This window comes from Sphingomonas hengshuiensis (genome assembly GCF_000935025.1).
In the GTDB taxonomy this organism is placed as follows: Bacteria; Pseudomonadota; Alphaproteobacteria; order Sphingomonadales; family Sphingomonadaceae; genus Sphingomonas; species Sphingomonas hengshuiensis.
In genome coordinates this window covers 4,903,924-4,923,698 of sequence record NZ_CP010836.1, presented here as the reverse complement: position 1 = coordinate 4,923,698, position 19,775 = coordinate 4,903,924, and the positions used below count along the sequence as shown (strand labels likewise).

The window sequence follows — 19,775 nt, the reverse complement described above, 5'->3', positions numbered from 1 at the left end:
GTCTGCAATCAGCTAAGCCATGCCGAGTCCCCGCCGCCTCGCCCGCCTCCCTGCCCGCTCTCGCGGCGGCGCCCCGAAGCGCGCACGCGCGTGCGTGTGGACCCTAAACTTCATAAACTTCGTGTCGCCCGCCCGCACCTGGGGTCTGAACTTCATACGCTGCCCGGAGCGCGCACGCTTACGGGTGCATACCCTAAACTTCGTAAACTTAGCGTCGCGCCGATGCCCCGCGACCCATGGGAATCCCTGATCATGTCCAGCCACACCGATCGCCTCCGCGCCCTGCGCGAACAGCTCGCACGTGAGCGCCTCGACGGCTTCGTCGTGCCGCTCACCGACGAGCATATGTCCGAATATGTCGGCGGCTATGCCCAGCGGCTCGGCTGGCTGACCGGGTTCCAGGGATCGGCGGGGACTGCGGTGGTGCTGCCGCAGGAGGCCGCGATCTTCACCGACGGGCGCTACACACTCCAGGTGCGGCAACAGGTTTCGGACAGCGACTGGGAGTATGTCGGCGTCCCCGCGACCAGCGTCGCCGACTGGCTGTCCGCGCATGCGCCCGAAGGCGGGCGGATCGGCTATGATCCGTGGCTGCACACCCGCGCCTGGGTCGACGAAGCGCGCAAGGCGCTGGCCGAGCGCGGCGCCGATCTGGTCGCGGTGGCGGCCAATCCGATCGACGCGGTCTGGGGCGATCGCCCCGCACCCTCCGATGCCGTGCTGGTGCCGCATGACGACACGCTGGCGGGCAAGTCCTCCGCCGCCAAGCGCGCCGACATCGCCGATTGGCTGGCCGAGCGAAAGGCCGATGCCGTGGTGCTCTCCGCACTCGATTCGATCGCCTGGGCGTTCAACATCCGCGGCGACGACGTATCGCACACGCCCGTCGCGCTCGCTTATGCCATGGTCCATGCCGACGGCACCGCCGACCTGTTCGTCGCACCCGAAAAGATCACCGACGCCGTCCGCCAGCATCTCGGCAACGCCGTCCGCGTCCAGGATCGCGCCGCCTTCGCCCCCGCGCTCGCCGCGCTGTCGGGCAAGCGCGTCGCCGCCGATCCCGAGCGCGCGGTCGCCGCGATCTTCGACGCGCTCGATTTAGGCGGCGCGAAGATCCTCCAGGTCCGCGATCCGGTGGTGCTGGCCAAGGCAGTCAAGAACCCCGCCGAAATCGCCGGTCAGAAACAGGCGCAGGCGATCGACGGCGCGGCGCTGGTCCGCTTCCTGAAATGGTTCGAGGAGACCGCCCCCGCGGGCGCCCTGACCGAGCTGTCCGCCGCCGACCGGCTCCAGGCGTTCCGCGAGGCGACCGGCGCGCTGCGCGATCTCAGCTTCGACACCATCTCCGCCACCGGCCCCAATGGCGCGATCCCGCATTACAAGGTTACGCCCGAATCGAGCCTGCCCATCGAGCCGGGCCAGCTCTATCTGGTCGATTCGGGCGGCCAATATACCAATGGCACCACCGACGTGACGCGGGTGATGCCGGTGGGCACGCCTACGCACGAGATGCGCGACCGCTTCACCCGCGTGCTGAAAGGGCATATCGGGCTCGCCACCGCGATCTTCCCCGAAGGCACCACCGGCGCCCAGCTCGACGGCTTCGCGCGGCGCCCCTTATGGGAAGTCGGGCTCGATTACGGGCACGGCACCGGCCACGGCGTCGGCGCCTATATGGCGGTGCATGAAGGGCCGCAGCGGATCGCCCAGCCCTTCTATCCGGGCGGGCAGGCGCTCGAAGTGCTGCGCGCGGGCATGTTCCTGTCGAACGAGCCCGGCTATTACAAGGCAGGCGAATTCGGCATCCGGATCGAGAATCTGGTGCTGGTCGTGCCCGTCGCGATTCCAGGCGGCGAACAGCCGATGCTGGCGTTCGAAACGCTCACCTTCGCGCCGATCGAACGCACGCTGATCGTGCCGGAACTGCTGACCCCGCCCGAACGCGCATGGCTCGACGCCTATCACGCCCAGGTGCTGGCAGTGGTCGGCCCACAGCTCGACCCCGCCGAGCGCGCCTGGCTGGAGGCCAAATGCGCGCCGATCGGCTAGGCCTTGGGCGGCGCCTCGCGGGTGGGGTCCTCGGGGGCTGGCTGCTCGGGCACGGCGCCCCGCGCCTGCGCTTTGCGCCGCCGCAGATTCTCGCGCAGCGCCGCCGCCCGCCGGGCGTGTTTTTCGACATCATTCATGGGAGGATGCGATAGACCTGTCGGGTTCGGGTTGACAATCGACCGCGCCCAAGCACATAGGCCCCTCCCGCCCGGCACCAGCCGGCGAGTGCTGCCGTAGCTCAGTGGTAGAGCGCATCCTTGGTAAGGCTGAGGTCGTGAGTTCAATCCTCACCGGCAGCACCATTTTCCGACTTATGTGTCAGATACTTAGTCCTCCCCTCTGGGGAAAGCCGCTGATTGCGTCCGACGATGGCCATGGACCACGCACAAGGCGGCATTTTCCACCCTTTCTCCGATCGGTTCACGATCAGATAGAGCAGCTTGGTGGCTGCCTCGTCGCGGGGGAAATGGCCTCTGGCCCGAACAGCGCGCCTGAGCCTCGAGTTCAGCGCCTCGATCGCGTTCGTCGTATAGACGATCCGGCGCACCGCATCGGGGAACGCCAAAAGCGGAGTAACCTCGCTCCAGGCGCGTCTCCACCTCTGGCCGATGGCGGGATAGCGCTGGCCCCAATATCCTGCCTCGAACGCCGTCAGCGCCGCCTCGGTAGCATCGGCGTCAGTCGCCCGGTAGATCGTCCTGAGCGCGCTGGCGAGGTTCTTGCGGTCCTTCCAGAACACGAAATCCATGCTGTTCCTGAGCAGATGAACGATGCACGTCTGCACGATCGCATCCGGGAAGCTGGCGGTGACCGCCTCGGGAAGCCCTTGAGGCCATCGACAAGCCTGCCCCGGACTTGATCCGGGGGGCGAGCAGGATATCCTCGGTGCCGCGGTTGCGCGGCTCGTTCATGACCCTTGCCAGAATTTGGCGCCCTCGTTCTGCTCGATCCACAAGCCGAGCGCTTACTTGCCGCCATCGACCGGGCGCCCGGCGCGATGTGGATGGCTTTGTTGCGGACCATGTCCTCGTCGCGGATCGCGTCGAGAAAGACCAACGGGTAAACCGGGTCCAGCGGCCGCTGCTGCCAGGTGGCGACTGCATCGAGCACCGCGTCGGTCACCGTGCTGCTCAGGTCGAGAAACGTCGATCCCGTACAGATCCGTGCAGGTGCCCGGTGATCTCGCGGGTGCTCATACCGCGCGCGTACATCGATAGGACCTTGTCATCGAAACCCGGGAAACGGCGCTGATACTTGGCGATAAGCTGCGGATTGAGGCGTCCCGGGTTTTCTGGAGGCTATGAAGTTTGGTTCAGGCAACCATATCGCGGGTCTCAATGGCCGCATAGTAGTTAGCTTCGGCCTCAGCGGGTGGGATGTTCGTGATAGGAGGACGGGGCCATTGCCAGTTCGCGGCAGATCGGCTCGATACCCAGGGCCGCGCGACGGACCTCGATGAACGCCATCATCATCTCTCGCGGCGGCCGAGCTCCGCCATCGCAAAATATGCCGACGCCTTGCGCAGGATCTCGTTGGCTCGACGTAGTTCCTTGACCTCGCGCTCTAGCAGCTTGAGCCTGACCTTATCATCAACGCCCTGCGGCCGCGCAGCCAATCTTCGAGGCAATCGAACTCATCGCCTCCCATTCCGAGCCGTAATCCGCGCGGTGCTCGCCAACCATCCGCACCGCTCGATCACGGACCTCAGGCGAAAATTTGTTTCCCATCTTGCTCATACCAGATGCTCCTTCTTACAGATAGGAGCCTCCGAAAAACCCGGGACGCTTCAGCGGATGGGAGCGCCGACGACAAGCGACAGAGGGACGAGGCCCGTGCCGACCTGCACCAGGCGATCGGGCGCATCGACGGGATTGCCGTGCGGGCGCGGTTGACCGATCACCAGCGCAAGCGAGAACTGTGGGCGGTGGTCGGCGCCTTCCTCGCCGGCATTCTGCTTTGGTCTTTCCTGCCAGCGATAGTCGCCCGCTCCCTTCCCGGGAGTTGGCACGTGCCGCAATGGGTGGCCGCGCGGACGTTGCGGACGGAAAAACCCACTTCCAATGGCCACGTCGCTGAAGATTGCCGCGATTCCCCAGATTGAGAAGCGCGGCCAGTTGGAAAGCGCTCGGAACGTCGCCAACGTTTTCGGACCTGTCGAGTACTTTGCGGTTCGCGAGCTTGTTGATTCGATGGCAGGCGCGAGGGGTCGTCGCCATGAGTGGTCTGATCTGGTTGTCAGACGCGCAGATGCGCCGGATCTGGCTCCATTTCCCGCCGTCGCACCGCGGTGCCGGTTGATAACGTCAGCATCTGCGGCAGCACCTTCGCGCTCCTCGGTGGCGTGCGCTGGGGTGACGCACCCCCTGACGCCTCGCCGCCCAGGATTGGCGCTAAGAGGATAGTTTCATAACGCCTGGGGCGGCAACCTGCTGAGCGGCGGAATTGATAGTTCCTAACTTTCGCCACTACCAGTCCAGTGCTCTTAAGGCTAAAGGCTTGATTCAGTCCGTCCGTCGCGGTCATGATGATATCGACGATGATACGGACGCCGCGGGGGGTTTGAATGACGGGAAGTCGTGCAACCAAGACAGCCTTGATTACTGGAATAACGGGGCAGGATGGCGCTTATTTGGCTCAATTATTACTTGACAAGGGGTATGAGGTTCACGGCGTGAAACGGCGCTCCTCGTCATTTAATACTGCACGTATAGATCGCATGATAATGGACGCTCGCGACCACGGAGCGCCAATTTACTTGCACTATGGCGACATGACAGACAGTACGAACCTCATCCGAATTCTCCAAGAAACGCAGCCTTCTGAGATTTACAACCTGGCAGCCCAAAGCCACGTGCAGGTCAGCTTTGAGACCCCAGAGTACACAGCGAATGCTGACGCGATCGGGCCCCTGCGCATGCTGGAGGCTATACGAATACTCGGAATGGAGGACCGCGTACGATTTTATCAAGCATCTACCTCTGAGCTTTACGGAAAAGTGGTAGAGACCCCGCAAAGCGAGACGACCCCGTTTTATCCGCGATCGCCCTATGGCGTAGCGAAGCTCTACGGTTACTGGATTTGCGTCAACTACCGTGAAGCTTATGGGATCTATGCGTCCAACGGCATCCTTTTTAACCACGAGAGCCCAATTAGGGGTGAAACATTTGTAACACGTAAAATTACTCGCGCGGTCGCAGAAATCGCGCTGGACAAACGCAAGAAATTTTGGCTCGGAAACCTTGATGCAAAGCGAGATTGGGGTCACGCGCGTGACTATGTCGAAGGGATGTGGCGAATCCTACAACACGACCAACCCGACGATTTTGTGCTCGCGACAGGAGAACTGTACAGCGTGCGTCAATTCGTCGAGAAATCTTTCGCGGAAATTGGCGTGACGATTGAGTGGTCCGGATCTGGTGTGGACGAGGTTGGGCAATGCACTAGAACCGGTGTGGCTCACGTCGGCGTTGATGCACGCTATTTCCGCCCTACCGAAGTCGATTTGCTGCTTGGCGATAGCACAAAAGCTCGGAACTTGCTCGGTTGGGCACCCACAATTGGGTTTGAAGCCTTGGTGAAGGAAATGGTCGCAGCTGACCTTGTAAATATTGCCGAGGAAAGCCGCTTACCGATGGACGAGAAATGAGCGACCTTTCTATCGAACATAGCCGCGGTCGCGTGCTTGTCGCCGGTCACAAAGGAATGGTCGGCGCGGCACTGGTTCGCCGCCTCGAGCGTGACGGTACCGAGGTAGTGACCCTGGGCCGGGACGACGTGGATCTAACGAGCCAGGCTGCAACCTTTGCAAAGGTGAAACAGCTGAAGCCAGACAGTGTTATCGTGGCCGCTGCCAAAGTCGGCGGGATTTACGCCAACTCCTCTCAGCCGGCGCCATTCATTTACGATAACTTGGTAATTGCCGCAAATTTGATTGAGGGCGCGCACAGAGCGGACGTAAACCGATTGGTTTTTCTAGGATCGTCATGCATATATCCTCGAGACGCTCCACAGCCAATTCGAGAAGAACACCTTCTTACGGGACCGCTGGAACCCACTAACGAATGGTATGCGATTGCCAAAATTGCGGGAATCAAATTAGCTCAAGCCTACCGCCGCAGCCACGGTCGTAATTACGTTTCGGTGATGCCGACTAATTTATATGGCCCAGGCGATAACTATCACCCACAAAATAGCCATGTTCCTGCCGCATTGATCCGGCGGTTTCATGAAGCTAAAGTCCGTCAAGATTCGAGGTCGACGGTGTGGGGCACGGGCCGTCCCATGCGCGAGTTCCTCCACGTGGATGACCTCGCTGACGGCACCATATTCGTTTTAGATCACCACTCAGACGAAATGCCGCTTAATATTGGTACAGGCCATGACATTACCATAGCGGAGTTTGCACGAGCGGTTGCCGCCGTCGTAGGGTTTACTGGAGACCTCGAGTTTGACTCCTCGCGGCCTGACGGTGCGCCACGTAAATTACTCGATGTGTCCCGACTCGCGGGGCTCGGCTGGACTGCCCGTATTCCCCTCAAGGTAGGACTTGCCGACGCCTATTCCGATTTTGTCCGCAATCATGCTGATTTGACAGGTGCGCCTGCATGAAAGTAGACTCAGACGTACAGGCGCCGGTGAAGCTTCACCTAGGCTGTGGCGTAAAATATTTTCCAGGTTGGACGCACGTCGATGCTCTTGCCTATCCACATGTGGATCACGTCGGTCCTGTGGAGAGGCTGGATTTTGCTGAGAACTCGAGCATTGAAGTGATTTACGGATGTCACGTTCTCGAGCATTTCGGTCGAAATGAATATCGAGATGTACTGGTGGAGTGGTATCGTGTACTTCGGAAGCCCGGTGGCATACTAAGGTTGGCAGTGCCAGATTTCCGAGCATGTGCCGAATTATATGTCCAGGGAAAGCTACCTCGCGGCCTTATTGATATCATGGGGCTGCTTGTCGGTGGGCAGCGGGATCAGTACGATTATCACAAAGTTTTATTTGATGAACCCAGTCTTACGGCTACTCTGCTCGAAGTAGGCTTCCAAGAGGTGCGCCATTGGGATTGGCGGGAAACCGAACATGCCGGTCCGGACGATTACTCACAGTCCTACTTGCCTCACATGGATAAAACTCATGGCCGATTGATGAGCCTAAATTTGGAGGCTGTGACTTGAGAGAGGTGGGCGCCTCCATTTACCCGTTGATGCGATCGTATTGAGGATTCGAGGTGGCGCTTTGGGTAGCCCTGGGGTTTGGCGCTGGGTTTGCCGGGATTTTCAGCGGCTTCCGTAGAGCGCGGACGCAATTATCCCATGGCGGCGCGTCGCTCGTGGAAGATCAGGCGGTGGATGTTGAAGGCCAGGTTGGCGAGCGTGATCTTGGCCTTGGCCCGTTCGATGCCGATGGTGCGGATGAACAGGCCCATGACGGCCTTCTGATGCGCGAACACATGCTCGACGCGGGCCCGGATCTTCGACTTGGTGGCGTTGCCGCGGCGGACATGGGCGGGCATCGGCCTGCCCTTGGGCTTTCTGCGGTGGATGCGGCTGACGCGGCCCTGGGCCTTCAGCCAACGCTCATTGCTCTGGCTGCGATAGGCGGTATCGGCCCAGACATCCGATGCGGTGTTGTCGCTGGTCACCACGTCGCGCAGCATGCGCCCGTCGTAGCGCGCGCCATCGGTGACCTGGCCCTTACGAATGAAGCCGAAGGTCCGGCATATCGAGATGCTGCTTTTATACCCGAAGCTTGGGATTGCGATATCCGGCTGCGGCTTGCCATCGGCGGTCGGCCGCGCCTTGGCGAATTTAAGCGTCCAGCGGGCATCGACATCCTTCTGGCGCGCCCTGGCGGGTTCGTCCGGCCAGATCTCGGCAGCGCTCCGGCCCGCCTTCACCGCGGCCTTCTCGGCCTCGGTGTTGCGTTGTTTGGGCGCGGCGACCAGCGTTGCATCGACAATCTGACCCCCCATCGGCAGATAGCCCCGCGCCTTCAACTGGCGGTCGAAATCGGCAAACAGCGTATCGAGCGCGCCGACCGCAGTCAGCCGCTCGCGGAACATGCGGATCGTGTTCGCATCCGGCGTCGCTGCGCCAAGATCGAAGCCCAGGAAGCGCAGCCAGCTCAGCCGATCCCGGATCAGCCATTCCATTCGCCCGTCGGCCACGTTGTTCTGCGCCGCCAGCACCAGCACCTTCAGCATCACCACCGGATCGTAGGGCGGACGACCACCCTTGGTACCGTCGGAATAGCCCAGTGCAGCTACCAGCGTCGGCCGAAACGCTTCAAAGTCCACGATCCGCGCCAGCACCTCCAGCGGATCGCCGTCCGCTGAAAGGCGCTTCATGTGGTCCGATAATCCGAAAAGCCCAGCCTGCCGCATCGTCCGCTCCCGCTGACCGCCGACAGTGAATCATCACTGCGCCAATTTGGCGAGAGGTAAATGGAGGTGCCCAGGTGGCTCGAGGAATTTGAAAAGCGGGGATAAGTGGTTTGCCGATCTGAGAGTCCTCTCTGATTGGGGCTTATCGGGTCAAGCTCCTTCCTCGAATTCGTGACCGTTCCCATGAATCACTCGCTTCTCTCCGCGGTCAGCGCTGGGCTGGCGCATGATGGGGACAGGAGAGCGGGATGCCTCAATCTGTTTCGCGACCTTCGGCGCTGCCGAGGATCCGGACCCTCAACGAGGTCATTCCGCCCATCGTCCCCATGGGACCGACCGTTACTCGCCTCTTCAGGCAAGATCTGTTTCTTGCCTCCTCATGCTGCTTCGAGCGCCGGCGCCTTTCCCCAGCGGAAGTCGGCGGCGTCGTGCCACTGGCGATGCAGGATGACGGCAAGTTGGATGCCTCGAAAAACTGTTGGCCTTTGAGGGCCAGATTTGATTAACTTCGCCGCGGTTGCGGCGGAGGTGGTGATGTCAGGGGTCATAGATCGTCTGCTCACACGCAAACCGGCGGATATGCTCCCCGATGACCTCGCCGTCCTCGCGGATGACAAAAAACCACCAGCTTCGTTGCGGGTCTGAGCCGCACCGGCATGATCGCACCCTGGGGGCTCGACGGGCCGATGAACGGTGACGCCGTCACCACCTACGTGACCCGCGTCCTGGTACCCGAACTCTCGCCCGGCAAAGCGTCATCATGGGCAATATGTCCAGCCGCAAGGCGCCAGCCGTGCGTGCCGCCATCGAAGCCGCAGGTGCCAGACTCCTGTTCCTTCCGCCTTACAGCCCTGGGCACCTCCATTTACCTCTCGCCAAATTGGCGCAGTGATGATTCACTGTCGGCGGTCAGCGGGAGCGGACGATGCGGCAGGCTGGGCTTTTCGGATTATCGGACCACATGAAGCGCCTTTCAGCGGACGGCGATCCGCTGGAGGTGCTGGCGCGGATCGTGGACTTTGAAGCGTTTCGGCCGACGCTGGTAGCTGCACTGGGCTATTCCGACGGTACCAAGGGTGGTCGTCCGCCCTACGATCCGGTGGTGATGCTGAAGGTGCTGGTGCTGGCGGCGCAGAACAACGTGGCCGACGGGCGAATGGAATGGCTGATCCGGGATCGGCTGAGCTGGCTGCGCTTCCTGGGCTTCGATCTTGGCGCAGCGACGCCGGATGCGAACACGATCCGCATGTTCCGCGAGCGGCTGACTGCGGTCGGCGCGCTCGATACGCTGTTTGCCGATTTCGACCGCCAGTTGAAGGCGCGGGGCTATCTGCCGATGGGGGGTCAGATTGTCGATGCAACGCTGGTCGCCGCGCCCAAACAACGCAACACCGAGGCCGAGAAGGCCGCGGTGAAGGCGGGCCGGAGCGCTGCCGAGATCTGGCCGGACGAACCCGCCAGGGCGCGCCAGAAGGATGTCGATGCCCGCTGGACGCTTAAATTCGCCAAGGCGCGACCGACCGCCGATGGCAAGCCGCAGCCGGATATCGCAATCCCAAGCTTCGGGTATAAAAGCAGCATCTCGATATGCCGGACCTTCGGCTTCATTCGTAAGGGCCAGGTCACCGATGGCGCGCGCTACGACGGGCGCATGCTGCGCGACGTGGTGACCAGCGACAACACCGCATCGGATGTCTGGGCCGATACCGCCTATCGCAGCCAGAGCAATGAGCGTTGGCTGAAGGCCCAGGGCCGCGTCAGCCGCATCCACCGCAGAAAGCCCAAGGGCAGGCCGATGCCCGCCCATGTCCGCCGCGGCAACGCCACCAAGTCGAAGATCCGGACCCGCGTCGAGCATGTGTTCGCGCATCAGAAGGCCGTCATGGGCCTGTTCATCCGCACCATCGGCATCGAACGGGCCAAGGCCAAGATCACGCTCGCCAACCTGGCCTTCAACATCCACCGCCTGATCTTCCACGAGCGACGCGCCGCCATGGGATAATTGCGTCCGCGCTCTACGGAAGCCGCTGAAAATCCCGGCAAACCCAGCGCCAAACCCCAGGGCTACCCAAAGCGCCACCTCGAATCCTCAATACGATCGCATCAACGGGCAAATGGAGGCGCCCACCTGACTTCAACCCCATCGAGATGGCCTTTTCGAAGCTGAAGGGCACCTACGAAAAGCGGTCGAGCGGACCATTCACAGCCTCTGGCCACAGCCTCCGGGATGCCATCGGCCGCATCGTCGATCTCTACTCGCCATAGGAATGCTCGAACTACTTCGCAGCCGTTGGTTACGATGCATACTGATCAGAAACCGCTCCAGAGCTGGCTAACTTGACGCCCTTCGGCCAACGATATTTGATTAACCAATACTTCTGCCAGTCTGCTGCCCCGCGACATCGCCAGCCGAAAAACCTCGTGGTCGCTTGCAAGTCGATACCCTCTCGCAATACTTTTACTTAACAGAACAGACAAGACCTCTTTTGGTATCACGCTCCCATTTTTCTCTTGCGCACCAAGGCGATCCTCAAGAACAATGTCTGCCTCCTTGTCTCTTCCTCTGCTGAAAAGAAACGAGGCTAACCTCAAAACGTAGAACTCATTATCCGGATCATAAGCTATTGCGCTTCTCAGGTATCCGGCGGCCTCATCCTGCCGATCCTCATTCTCTAGCAAGTGAAACGCTGTCCAATATGAAAACGCAGTTTGCAATGGCGGATAAACGGTCTCTCGGCCTTTAAATCCTAGATCATATGCAATCAATTTCGCCTGATCAGCGGGACGTAAAGCGGAAGCTGGCGACACAATATTGCGTCCGGCGATCTGCGCGGCCAAGCCGGCGAATCCGCTTCCTCCGGCGACAATCTTATTGCACTCCGCCATAAGGGCAATTTCAAACATGGCCTGTTCGACAGCAGTTGGAAAATGACGAGAAAGGTCGGAGGCCAGTCGCAGATTGTAAAATCGCGAAAACTGACGGCCAATCTCCAAATCTTGACTGAACAACACGACCTCGGAACCACGATCAAGAGCAAGCTCAATAATAGCTCGAGCGACGGGAGCGCAAAGCGCCTTCCGGGTGAAATTATCGCTGAAACGGAATCTCCCGTATACTATATCCCCAGCCCTGATGTGAATTGCGGTCATATCTGCGTCACGTTTCACGCTCTGAGCCGATCTGATCGCGTCTGCGATTGGGCCCGCAAAAGCAATAGACTCAAAAATCGTCTTGAATTGCCTCCCATTAGGCGAAAGTTCAGCTGGCAAAAGGCGTTGAAGACTGCCCTGGTTAACCAACCACCCAGCCTTGCCCCGCACTAAATCATGCAGCTCTTCCTCGGTGGCGATTTGCCTTCCGAGTTCTACGAAGGCGTTCTTGTCGATACTTTCGGAAAAATGGTCTCTGATAAATTCAGCACTAAACATCTCTGTGACGGGTGCAATCGCATGGTGCGTCAAATCCTCTCTAAAGTTCCACGAAAATAGAAGTTTAGAGCGCGTCAACCTGGCGAGGTACAACCCGTTCAGCAGGGCGCGAAGACGTTCGCCAAGGCCATCACTTCGATTCACGACAACAAGTTTGCGCACGTCATCGTGAATCATAGATCCGGGCAAGGAGCTATCCATAAATATTCTTTATATTGGCGCCGAGGTCTAGTCGCGCGGGGCCTCAGCACTAATTGGCTATCAAATACGAAATGGCGCACCGCTCTCGATATGGGCCTGTCAAGCCGATGTCAAACGCTTGCAGCGCGCGATCTGGGTGAGCGTCCGCCGATCGCGAGATGGCGTTGCAACGGCGCTGAATATCGCTGCCCCAGACTAGCACTACTTTGGCAGAAGTGTGATTTTTGAGATTGAACGAACCCGCTGACGGGGGATTGGCGTGAGTGTTTGGCCTGCATGGCCTCCTGATGGGAAGGTTTGGTTGCTGATACCAACCCGTGACCAGAAGACCATCCCATGGCTGAAGCCCCGGCAGCGGCGAGCCCGCTGCGTCGTCGCATGATCGACGACATGAGCTTGCGCAACCTGTCGCCCGCGACACAACGATCCTATCTTCATGCGGTAACGAAGTTCAGCCGTTATTTCGGCCGGTCGCCGGATCGGCTGGGGCTGGAGGATGTCCGCGCCTTCCAAGTCTATCTGGTGTCGCAGGGCATTTCCTGGCCGGCGCTGAACCAGGCAGTCTGCGCGCTACGCTTCTTCTACGGCGTGACACTCGACCGGGCGGAGATCCCGGAGCGGATCGTCTATGCGCGCACGCCGCGCAAGTTGCCCGATATCCTGAGCGCCGACGAGGTGGTGCGCTTCCTGGAAGCGGTGCCGTCGCTGAAGGCGCGCACCGCGCTGACGACCGCTTATGCTGCTGGATTGCGCGCCTCGGAGGCGGTGAGCCTCAAGGTGGCGGATATCGATAGCGACCGGATGCTGATCCAGGTCCGCCATGGCAAGGGCGCCAAGGATCGCACGATCATGCTGTCGCCGCAGCTGCTCGAGATCTTGCGGACCTATTGGCGACTGGCCCGCCCGGAGGGCTGGCTGTTTCCCGGGCGCGGCGACAAGCCGATCGACGTGCAGGTCCTTCACTCGGCCTGCCGTTCCGCGACCAAGGCGGCGGGCCTGGTCAAGCGGGTGAGCGTGCACACGCTACGCCACAGTTTTGCGACCCATCTGCTCGAAGGCCGCGTCGATATCCGGATCATCCAGGTGCTCTGGGGCACAACAGTCTGTCGACGACCGCGCGCTACACGCATGCGGCAACAAGCACGATCGTGGGGACGCAGAGCCCCTTCGATCGCCTGACGCTGGAGTTGGTGCCGCCCGCCTGAGCCGGTCCGTTGCGTTCCGATCTGGAGGTGGCGGATATCTTCCGCCGCTATGGTCCCGCTTATCGTCATGCTCACGACGGTCATCTCGGCCGCGTGGACCGCCGCGTCATGTCCGCGATCGAGCTCTGCCGGACAGCAGCGCTCGGGAGGCATCTCGAGGCTTGTGAAGACTGCGCGCATGCCCGTGTCGCTTACAACTCCTGTCGCAACCGGCATTGCCCCAAGTGCCAGAGCGCGACGCGCGAGCGGTGGCTCGCCGACCGCCAGGCCGATCTGCTGCCGGTACCTTACTTCCACGTCGTGTTCACGGTGCCGGCCGAAGTCGCCGAGATCGCCTTCCACAACAAGGCGGTCGTCTATGCGATCCTGTTCGACGCGGTCGCCGCGACGCTCAAGATCATTGCCGCCGATCCCAGGCACCTCGGCGGCGCGATCGGCTTCCTCGCCATTCTTCACACCTGGGGCCAGGCGCTAACCCATCATCCCCACATCCATTGCCTCGTCCCCGGCGGAGCGCTTTCTGCCGATGGGCGCTGGCTCGACTGCCGGCCCCGTTTCTTCCTGCCCATCCATGTCCTCTCCCGCCTGTTCCGGCGGCTGTTCCTCGAGCGGCTTCACGCGGCCCACGCGGTCGGCCAACTGCGCTTTTCCGGTACGTTGACCGAGCTTGGGGATGACGATGGCTTCACCGCGGCGATCCGGCGGCTTCGTCGCAAGAACTGGGTCGTCTATGCCAAGCCGCCGTTCGGCTCGCCCGTACATGTCCTCGCCTATCTCGGCCGCTATACCCACCGGGTCGCCATCGCCAACAGCCGCCTGGTCAGCGCCGATGAGGCCAGCGTGACCTTCCGCTGGCGCGATTACCGCCGCCGCAACGCGCCCGGCGATCATCCGGCAGCTTCTGGCGGCGATGAAGTCGCCTTCGACCGCGGCAGCCAGCGAAGTCACCAGGTCGCTCCCACGTTTTGACCCAACCGTCTGTCCCTGCTGTCGCGGCATTTTACGCATCACCGCCACGCTGCCGCGATGGCGGACCCGGCCACCTCGGCCGCCGCCTGATACGTCGTGAGCACACGCTTCGATCCGAACATCGATCCTGACGGCGTCGCGACATCAGCGTCGACCGACGTAATGATGCCCCGTGTCCAATATCTTGCCGACATGTCCGCCGAGCCGGCGTCGATCTCGCAATCCAACCCAAAAAGCCGATCCGTGCATCGATCTCCCCGGCTAACACCGGTGGTTTGGCGTCGCCGCCACCGACGCGAGCGCTCCGCGTCGCCCGAAGCCAGTCGCCAGGAACCGGCGTCGCGACACTAATCCCATAGCGCGTGGCCGCGTCAGCGGGTTCGCTCAATCCGGCTTCAATGAGGTCGCGCACGCGCCAAGCCCGGCGTGCAGCGCCGCGCAACCTCACAGAACCCTCCAGATTCCCAAACGGCCAGACCTCCGATTCAATGATCGCGGGCCTGAGGGAGGTTGGCGATGGCATCGGCGGTGGCGCTTCGATCGGATTCGCAGCGGCCAAGATGCGGGCGCTGGCGTCGATTTACGAGTGCGGGACACGGAGCGAGGCGGCGCGCGTCGGCGGGGTGGGCTTCAGACGGGTCGCGATCGGGTATTGCGGTTCAACGCCGCCGGGCCTGACGGGCTGATCGACGCGGTGCCGCCTGGCGGCGTGCCACTGCTCGACGACGCGCAACGTCGCGCCTTGGTGCAGATCGCGAGAGTGGCCCGATCCCGGCATCGCACGGTGTCGTACGCTGGCGGCTGATCGATCTGGCAGTGGGTGTGGGACGCGTTCGCCATCAGCATCAGCAAGCAGACATTGAGCCGGGAGTTGCGCGCCATGGGGTACCGCAAGCTGTCGGCACGCCCGCGTCATCATGCGCAGGAGGATGACGCCATTGCGACGTTTGAAAAACTTCCCCGCCCAAGTGGCAGCGATCCGGGCAACGCTCCCGCGCGGCACACCGATAGAGCTTTGGTGGCAAGACGAGGCGCGGATCGGCCAGATCGCGCGGAACAGGGAATGATCCGGGGGATCATTCCCCCGCAAGACGGGATCACCCGTCGCTGGGCGCGTCGCGGAACCCGACCTTCGGCGCCGAAGGACCAACGCACGGCATCCGCCTATATCTACGGAGCGATCTGCCCGGCCGAGGGTAAGGGCGCTGCGCTCGTACTGCCACGATGCAACACCCAGGGCATGAACTTGCATCTGGCCGAAATCTCCGCCGCCGTCGCGCCGGGCGCGCACGCCATCCTGCTGCTCGACCAGGCGGAATGGCATGGTTCCGGCGCTCTCACCCCCCGGCCAACATCACCTTGCTGCCGCTGCCGTCGAAATGCCCCGAGCTCAGCCCCGTTGAGAATATCTGGCAGTTCATGCGCGAAAACTCGCTCTCCAACCGGATATTCAAGTCCTATGCCGACATCCTCGACCACTGCTGCTTCGCATGGAACCGTCTCGTCGAGCAGCCATGGCGCATCATGTCCATCGGCACGAGAGCATGGGCGCATGGGTGACCATCAGTGGGACTTGGTGCTAGTCGTGGCTTCCTTGATCGTCCTGACCATTCGCCCGGCCTGGCCGTTCGTCCATGGATGGTAGTGTGGGGCTACATTTTTCGCTGCAATCCAGCATTTATTGCATTCTCAATATGTTAAAAGTCGTTACGATTCCCCTTACCCTCCACTCTCTCCGCTTTGAGGGCTACGCGCCCCGCGCGAATCGCGCTACCGGCGCGGTTCGCATGACAGACACACCCGAATCCTTCGCGCTCTACATCCATTGGCCGTTCTGCGTATCCAAATGCCCCTATTGCGACTTCAACAGCCATGTTCGCGAGGCGGTAGACCAGGATGCGTGGCGCGCCGCGCTGCTCGCCGATCTGGCCTATGAGGCGGCGGCGTTGCCGGGGCGGCGGCTGGGGTCGATCTTTTTCGGTGGGGGCACGCCCTCGCTGATGCCGCCCGCGACGGTGGCGGCGCTGATCGAGGCGGCGGGGCGGCACTGGGCGTTCGACGAGGATGTCGAGATCACGCTGGAGGCCAACCCCTCCTCGGTCGAGGCGGCGCGGTTCGCCGATCTGGCGTCGGCGGGGGTGAACCGCGTCTCGCTGGGGCTCCAGGCGCTCGACGACGATGCGCTGCGCTTCCTGGGCCGCGCGCATGGCGTCGACGAGGGGCTCGCGGCGCTCGCCACCGCGCAGCGGGCGTTTGCGCGGGTGAGCTTCGACCTGATCTATGCCCGGCCCGACCAGAGCCTGACCGACTGGGAAGCCGAACTGCGCCGCGCGATCGGCTATGGCACCGAGCATCTGTCGCTCTACCAGCTTACGATCGAAGCGGGCACGCGGTTCGCGACGCTGTTCGAAAAGGGCGAGCTGGCCGCCTATGATCCCGATGCGGGCGCCGATCTGTTCGAGGCGACGCGCGCGATCAGCGCGGCGGCGGGGCTGCCCGCCTATGAGATTTCGAACCACGCGCGCGCCGGGGCGGAGAGCCGCCACAACCTGACCTATTGGCGCTATCGCGACTATGCGGGCGTTGGTCCCGGCGCGCATGGTCGGCGCGGCGGGCTGGCGACGCTGCGCCACAAAAAGCCCGAGAACTGGATGGCGGCGGTGGCGCGCAACGGGCACGGCGCGCAGGAAGAGACGCCGCTGGCACCCCGCGAGCGCGGCGTCGAGGCGCTGTTGATGGGTCTGCGGCTGCGCGAGGGGATCGATCTGGCGCGAGTCGCGGCGATCTCGGGCGGCAGCGCCCCGCTCGACCTGCGCGCGCTCGCGATGCTGGAGACGCAGGGCCTGGTCGCCCGCGACGCCACCCGGCTGCGGGTGCGCACTGCGGGGATGCCGGTGCTCGAGGCGATCCTGCGCGAACTCGTCACGCCATAGAGTCGTGGGTACCACCCACCGTTCGCCCTGAGCTTGTCGAAGGGCAGTGAGACTCACCGTGCTTCGACAGGCTCAGCACGAACGGGCCTATTCGTCGTCATCAGGCTCTGGCCCAAAATAAAAGCGCCGGAGCATCCGCCCCGGCCCTTTGCATTCCAACAGCCCGATCCGCTCAGCAGATCGACTGGCCGGTCTTCGCCCAGTCGGCGAGGAAGCCTTCGATGCCCTTGTCGGTCAGCGGATGCTTGACGAGCTGGCGGATCACCGCGGGCGGCGCGGTCATCACGTCGGCGCCGATCTTGGCGGCCTGGAGCACGTGGATCGGGTGGCGGACGCTGGCGACCAGGATCTCGGTGCCGAAGTCGTAATTGTCATATATGGTGCGGATGTCCTCGATCAGGTCCATCCCGTCAAAGCCATTGTCGTCGTGCCGCCCGACGAAGGGCGAGACGAAGGTCGCCCCCGCCTTTGCCGCGAGCAGCGCCTGGTTCGCGGAGAAGCAGAGCGTGACATTGACCATCGTGCCGTCGTCGCTCAGCGCCTTGCACGTCTTGAGCCCGTCGAGGGTCAGCGGCACCTTAACTGCGATGTTGTCGGCGATCTTCCGAATCACCTCGGCCTCGCGCATCATCGTCGCATAGTCGAGCGCGACGACTTCGGCGGAGACGGGACCGTCGACGATCTCGCAAATCTCGGCGACGACTTCCAGGAAGTTGCGCCCCGCCTTGTGGATCAGCGAGGGATTGGTGGTCACGCCGTCCAGCAGGCCACCCTCGGCCAGATCGCGGATGTCGGCAATGTCGGCGGTGTCGGCGAAGAATTTCATGATGCGTTCCTGCGTTATCCGTAGCGGACGAGCATCAGCCGCACTCGATCCGCCTTGAGCTTCGCGACCGATACGCGATAGCTGCCGGGCCGCAAGCGAAACCGCACGATCTTTTTGATTGTCGAGCAGGCGGGGACGCGCGGTTCGGAATCGAGCGACAGCGGCTTGCCCCGCGCCGGGGCGATGTCGATCCATCCGTCGCGGTCGGCGGCGATGCCGAACAGCCCGGCCTTGCGGATGCGGACAATGGTGGTCGCCGCGCCGCGCCGGACCGGAAGCGTCACCGTGTGCCCGGTGTCGAGCCCGCGCCCGGCGCGCGTCCATCCCGCCAGTGCGCGGGGCAGCGCGGCATCGCGCGTCGTACAGGGCGGTGGCGCGGCGGCTGCAAGCGTGAATGCGAGCGCGATCGACAGCATGACGGTTCCCCCCGGAATGCCGGCCCTCCCCGGCGCGCTCATGCTATGCCACCCACAGCCGAGGTGGCAACCGCGCCGCGCGGGATGTTGTTGCATTTCCGTGACAGAACCGTAGAGCGCCGCCGATGCGCCGTGTCTTTCTTGCTGGATTGTTGCTCGCTCCTGCACCGGCGCTGGCGCAGCGCGAGGATTCGCAGCTCTGGTTTCAGGCCAATGGATCGGTGCCTGTGGCGGAGGACACGCAGGTCATCGTCGAGGCGATCGGCCGGTTCAGCGACAATGCCGGAGGGTTTGCGCATAACGAGATTGGCGGGCTTCTGACCCATAAGGCTGGCGATCGTTTCGAACTCGCGCTCGGCTATCGCCATGTCGAGGATTACGAGCAGGGCCGCACCAAGCCGAACGAGGAGCGATTGCGCCAGCAGGTGACGATGACCGTCGGCCATGGCTTCGGCATCAGGTTCCGGCTGGAAGAGCGCTTCCACCAGCGCGGGCGCGAGATGGGCGTGCGAATCCGCCCGCAACTCCGCTACACGCTGCCGCTGGGCCGGGCGAAGAACGCGCCGTTCCTCCTCGCCACCGCCGAGTCGTTCGTCAATTTCAATGCGACCGACTGGGGTCAGGATCGCGGCGTCGAACGGCTGCGGCACACGATCCTGGTGTCGTTGCCGCTCTCCTCGAACCTGCGCGGCGATGTCGGCTATCTCAACCAATACCGCTTCGGGCGCGGCGGCGAACGCGACCTGATGGAGCACGCCGCCACCTTCGCGCTGACGCTGGCGCTGTAGCGGCTATTCCCCGGCGACGAGCATCACCTTGGCCTGTGGCTTGGTGAGCTTGCTGAGGCGGAGCACATACAGCCCCGGCTGGAGATCGAACCGCACGATCTTGCGGATCGTCGAGCATTCCGGGCCATGGCCGTGGGCAACCGATGTCAGCGCCGAGCCGTCCTTCGGAGCGACCTCGATCCAGCCGGGCTGGTCGAGCGCGATACCATAGGTGCCGGCCCGATCGATGCGAAAACCGATACGGGCGACACCACCGCTCTGCGCCGGCTCGGGCGTCGCGTTCAGCAGCGCCAGCGCATCGGCGACGGTCTTCACCGGCGGGCGGGCGTCCAGCTTCGCCTGACCCTCGGGGGTGAGGCTTCGCAACACCACGGGCCGGGTCAGGTCGCCCGGACTGCCCTGCCCCGGCAGCGTCCATGCCGCCAGCGCCGCGGGCAGCCCCGCCATCGCCGTGCAGGGCGCGGGCGTCGGGGCTGGTTGGGGGGCGGGTGCGGGCACGGCCTGGCCGAGCAACAAGGCGAGCAGCAACATCGGGCAATCTCCTCGGCCCGCGAATACGGGATTCCCGTCGCGC

The 19,775-nt window shown here is 62.7% G+C and carries 16 protein-coding genes, 1 tRNA gene, 6 pseudogenes and 1 other annotated feature; of the genes and pseudogenes, 13 read left to right on the top strand and 10 right to left on the bottom strand.

Going from position 1 to position 19,775, the window contains the following annotated elements; translation table 11 throughout:
- Positions 1-252 precede the first annotated feature (252 nt).
- On the top strand, positions 253-2,049 hold the full coding sequence (locus TS85_RS22560) for an aminopeptidase P family protein (RefSeq protein WP_044336839.1): 1,797 nt from the start codon (positions 253-255) through the stop codon (positions 2,047-2,049).
- On the opposite strand, the gene TS85_RS25900 is transcribed toward TS85_RS22560, so the two are convergent.
- The gene (locus tag TS85_RS25900; RefSeq protein ID WP_173426254.1) at positions 2,046-2,186 is read right to left on the bottom strand and encodes a hypothetical protein; all 141 of its coding nucleotides are present in this window, start codon (positions 2,184-2,186) and stop codon (positions 2,046-2,048) included. The genes TS85_RS22560 and TS85_RS25900 overlap by 4 nt on opposite strands.
- A gap of 90 nt (positions 2,187-2,276) precedes the next feature.
- Here TS85_RS25900 and TS85_RS22555 point away from each other — a divergent pair.
- Positions 2,277-2,351: transfer RNA gene (locus tag TS85_RS22555), tRNA-Thr, on the top strand.
- Here TS85_RS22555 and TS85_RS24345 read toward each other — a convergent pair.
- From TS85_RS24345 to TS85_RS25685, 3 genes and pseudogenes are all read right to left on the bottom strand, one after another.
- Positions 2,330-3,326 (bottom strand): annotated as a pseudogene (locus TS85_RS24345) (IS256 family transposase); the annotation flags it as partial. The gene TS85_RS22555 and the pseudogene TS85_RS24345 overlap by 22 nt on opposite strands.
- A 90-nt stretch (positions 3,327-3,416) precedes the next feature.
- Positions 3,417-3,785 (bottom strand): annotated as a pseudogene (locus TS85_RS25060) (IS3 family transposase); the annotation flags it as partial.
- Positions 3,446-3,560, bottom strand: a sequence feature (AL1L pseudoknot). It overlaps the preceding pseudogene by 115 nt.
- 50 nt (positions 3,786-3,835) lie before the next feature.
- Positions 3,836-4,189, bottom strand: coding sequence for a hypothetical protein (locus TS85_RS25685; RefSeq protein WP_155006532.1), 354 nt, complete (start codon positions 4,187-4,189; stop codon positions 3,836-3,838).
- 423 nt (positions 4,190-4,612) lie between these two features.
- On the opposite strand from TS85_RS25685, the gene gmd reads away from it, so the two are divergent.
- The 3 genes from gmd to TS85_RS24935 are packed head-to-tail and all read left to right on the top strand — an operon-like array spanning position 4,613 to position 7,226.
- Positions 4,613-5,695, top strand: coding sequence for a GDP-mannose 4,6-dehydratase (gene gmd / locus TS85_RS22540; protein WP_044335261.1), 1,083 nt, complete (start codon positions 4,613-4,615; stop codon positions 5,693-5,695).
- Positions 5,692-6,657 (top strand): GDP-L-fucose synthase family protein, encoded by a 966-nt coding sequence (locus tag TS85_RS24940; RefSeq protein ID WP_077228757.1) that lies wholly within the window; start codon positions 5,692-5,694, stop codon positions 6,655-6,657. The genes gmd and TS85_RS24940 overlap by 4 nt, the downstream gene beginning before the upstream one ends.
- Positions 6,654-7,226 carry a class I SAM-dependent methyltransferase gene (locus TS85_RS24935; RefSeq protein WP_077228756.1) on the top strand — a complete coding sequence of 191 codons (573 nt, stop codon included), beginning with the start codon at positions 6,654-6,656 and terminating at the stop codon, positions 7,224-7,226. The genes TS85_RS24940 and TS85_RS24935 overlap by 4 nt, the downstream gene beginning before the upstream one ends.
- Before the next feature lie 131 nt (positions 7,227-7,357).
- On the opposite strand, the gene TS85_RS22535 is transcribed toward TS85_RS24935, so the two are convergent.
- The gene (locus TS85_RS22535; protein WP_044332087.1) at positions 7,358-8,434 is read right to left on the bottom strand and encodes an IS5 family transposase; all 1,077 of its coding nucleotides are present in this window, start codon (positions 8,432-8,434) and stop codon (positions 7,358-7,360) included.
- Positions 8,435-8,811: 377 nt separating this feature from the next.
- Positions 8,812-8,982 carry a hypothetical protein gene (locus TS85_RS25680; protein ID WP_155006531.1) on the bottom strand — a complete coding sequence of 57 codons (171 nt, stop codon included), beginning with the start codon at positions 8,980-8,982 and terminating at the stop codon, positions 8,812-8,814.
- A gap of 69 nt (positions 8,983-9,051) precedes the next feature.
- Here TS85_RS25680 and TS85_RS26215 point away from each other — a divergent pair.
- The 3 genes and pseudogenes from TS85_RS26215 to TS85_RS26465 form a co-directional block, all read left to right on the top strand.
- Positions 9,052-9,287, top strand: a pseudogene (locus TS85_RS26215) (transposase); the annotation flags it as partial.
- Between the two features lie 72 nt (positions 9,288-9,359).
- Entirely contained in the window at positions 9,360-10,436 is a 1,077-nt protein-coding gene (locus tag TS85_RS22530; protein WP_044335259.1) for an IS5 family transposase, read from the top strand.
- Positions 10,437-10,561: 125 nt separating this feature from the next.
- Positions 10,562-10,699: pseudogene (locus TS85_RS26465) on the top strand (IS630 family transposase); the annotation flags it as partial.
- A gap of 45 nt (positions 10,700-10,744) precedes the next feature.
- Here the strand turns inward: TS85_RS26465 and TS85_RS25675 are convergent.
- Entirely contained in the window at positions 10,745-12,040 is a 1,296-nt protein-coding gene (locus tag TS85_RS25675; RefSeq protein ID WP_155006530.1) for a hypothetical protein, read from the bottom strand.
- 360 nt (positions 12,041-12,400) lie between these two features.
- Between TS85_RS25675 and TS85_RS22525 the strand changes: the two genes are divergently transcribed.
- From TS85_RS22525 to hemW, 4 genes and pseudogenes are all read left to right on the top strand, one after another.
- Entirely contained in the window at positions 12,401-13,243 is an 843-nt protein-coding gene (locus TS85_RS22525) for a site-specific integrase (protein WP_320407131.1), read from the top strand.
- A 35-nt stretch (positions 13,244-13,278) separates the two neighbouring features.
- Positions 13,279-14,338, top strand: a pseudogene (locus tag TS85_RS22520) (IS91 family transposase).
- Positions 14,339-14,795: 457 nt separating this feature from the next.
- Positions 14,796-15,798: pseudogene (locus TS85_RS25050) on the top strand (IS630 family transposase); the annotation flags it as partial.
- Positions 15,799-16,025: 227 nt separating this feature from the next.
- Positions 16,026-17,171, top strand: a complete 1,146-nt coding sequence (gene hemW, locus TS85_RS22500; RefSeq protein ID WP_044335257.1) for a radical SAM family heme chaperone HemW — start codon at positions 16,026-16,028, stop codon at positions 17,169-17,171.
- 172 nt (positions 17,172-17,343) lie between these two features.
- On the opposite strand, the gene fsa is transcribed toward hemW, so the two are convergent.
- Both fsa and TS85_RS22490 read right to left on the bottom strand, forming a co-directional pair.
- The gene (gene fsa, locus TS85_RS22495; protein ID WP_044335256.1) at positions 17,344-17,997 is read right to left on the bottom strand and encodes a fructose-6-phosphate aldolase; all 654 of its coding nucleotides are present in this window, start codon (positions 17,995-17,997) and stop codon (positions 17,344-17,346) included.
- A gap of 14 nt (positions 17,998-18,011) precedes the next feature.
- Complete coding sequence (locus tag TS85_RS22490) at positions 18,012-18,455, bottom strand: hypothetical protein (protein ID WP_227698580.1); 444 nt, start codon at positions 18,453-18,455, stop codon at positions 18,012-18,014.
- Positions 18,456-18,538: 83 nt separating this feature from the next.
- Between TS85_RS22490 and TS85_RS22485 the strand changes: the two genes are divergently transcribed.
- Complete coding sequence (locus TS85_RS22485; RefSeq protein WP_044335254.1) at positions 18,539-19,201, top strand: DUF2490 domain-containing protein; 663 nt, start codon at positions 18,539-18,541, stop codon at positions 19,199-19,201.
- A 3-nt stretch (positions 19,202-19,204) separates the two neighbouring features.
- On the opposite strand, the gene TS85_RS22480 is transcribed toward TS85_RS22485, so the two are convergent.
- Positions 19,205-19,732 (bottom strand): hypothetical protein, encoded by a 528-nt coding sequence (locus TS85_RS22480; RefSeq protein ID WP_044335252.1) that lies wholly within the window; start codon positions 19,730-19,732, stop codon positions 19,205-19,207.
- Positions 19,733-19,775: the final 43 nt, after the last annotated feature.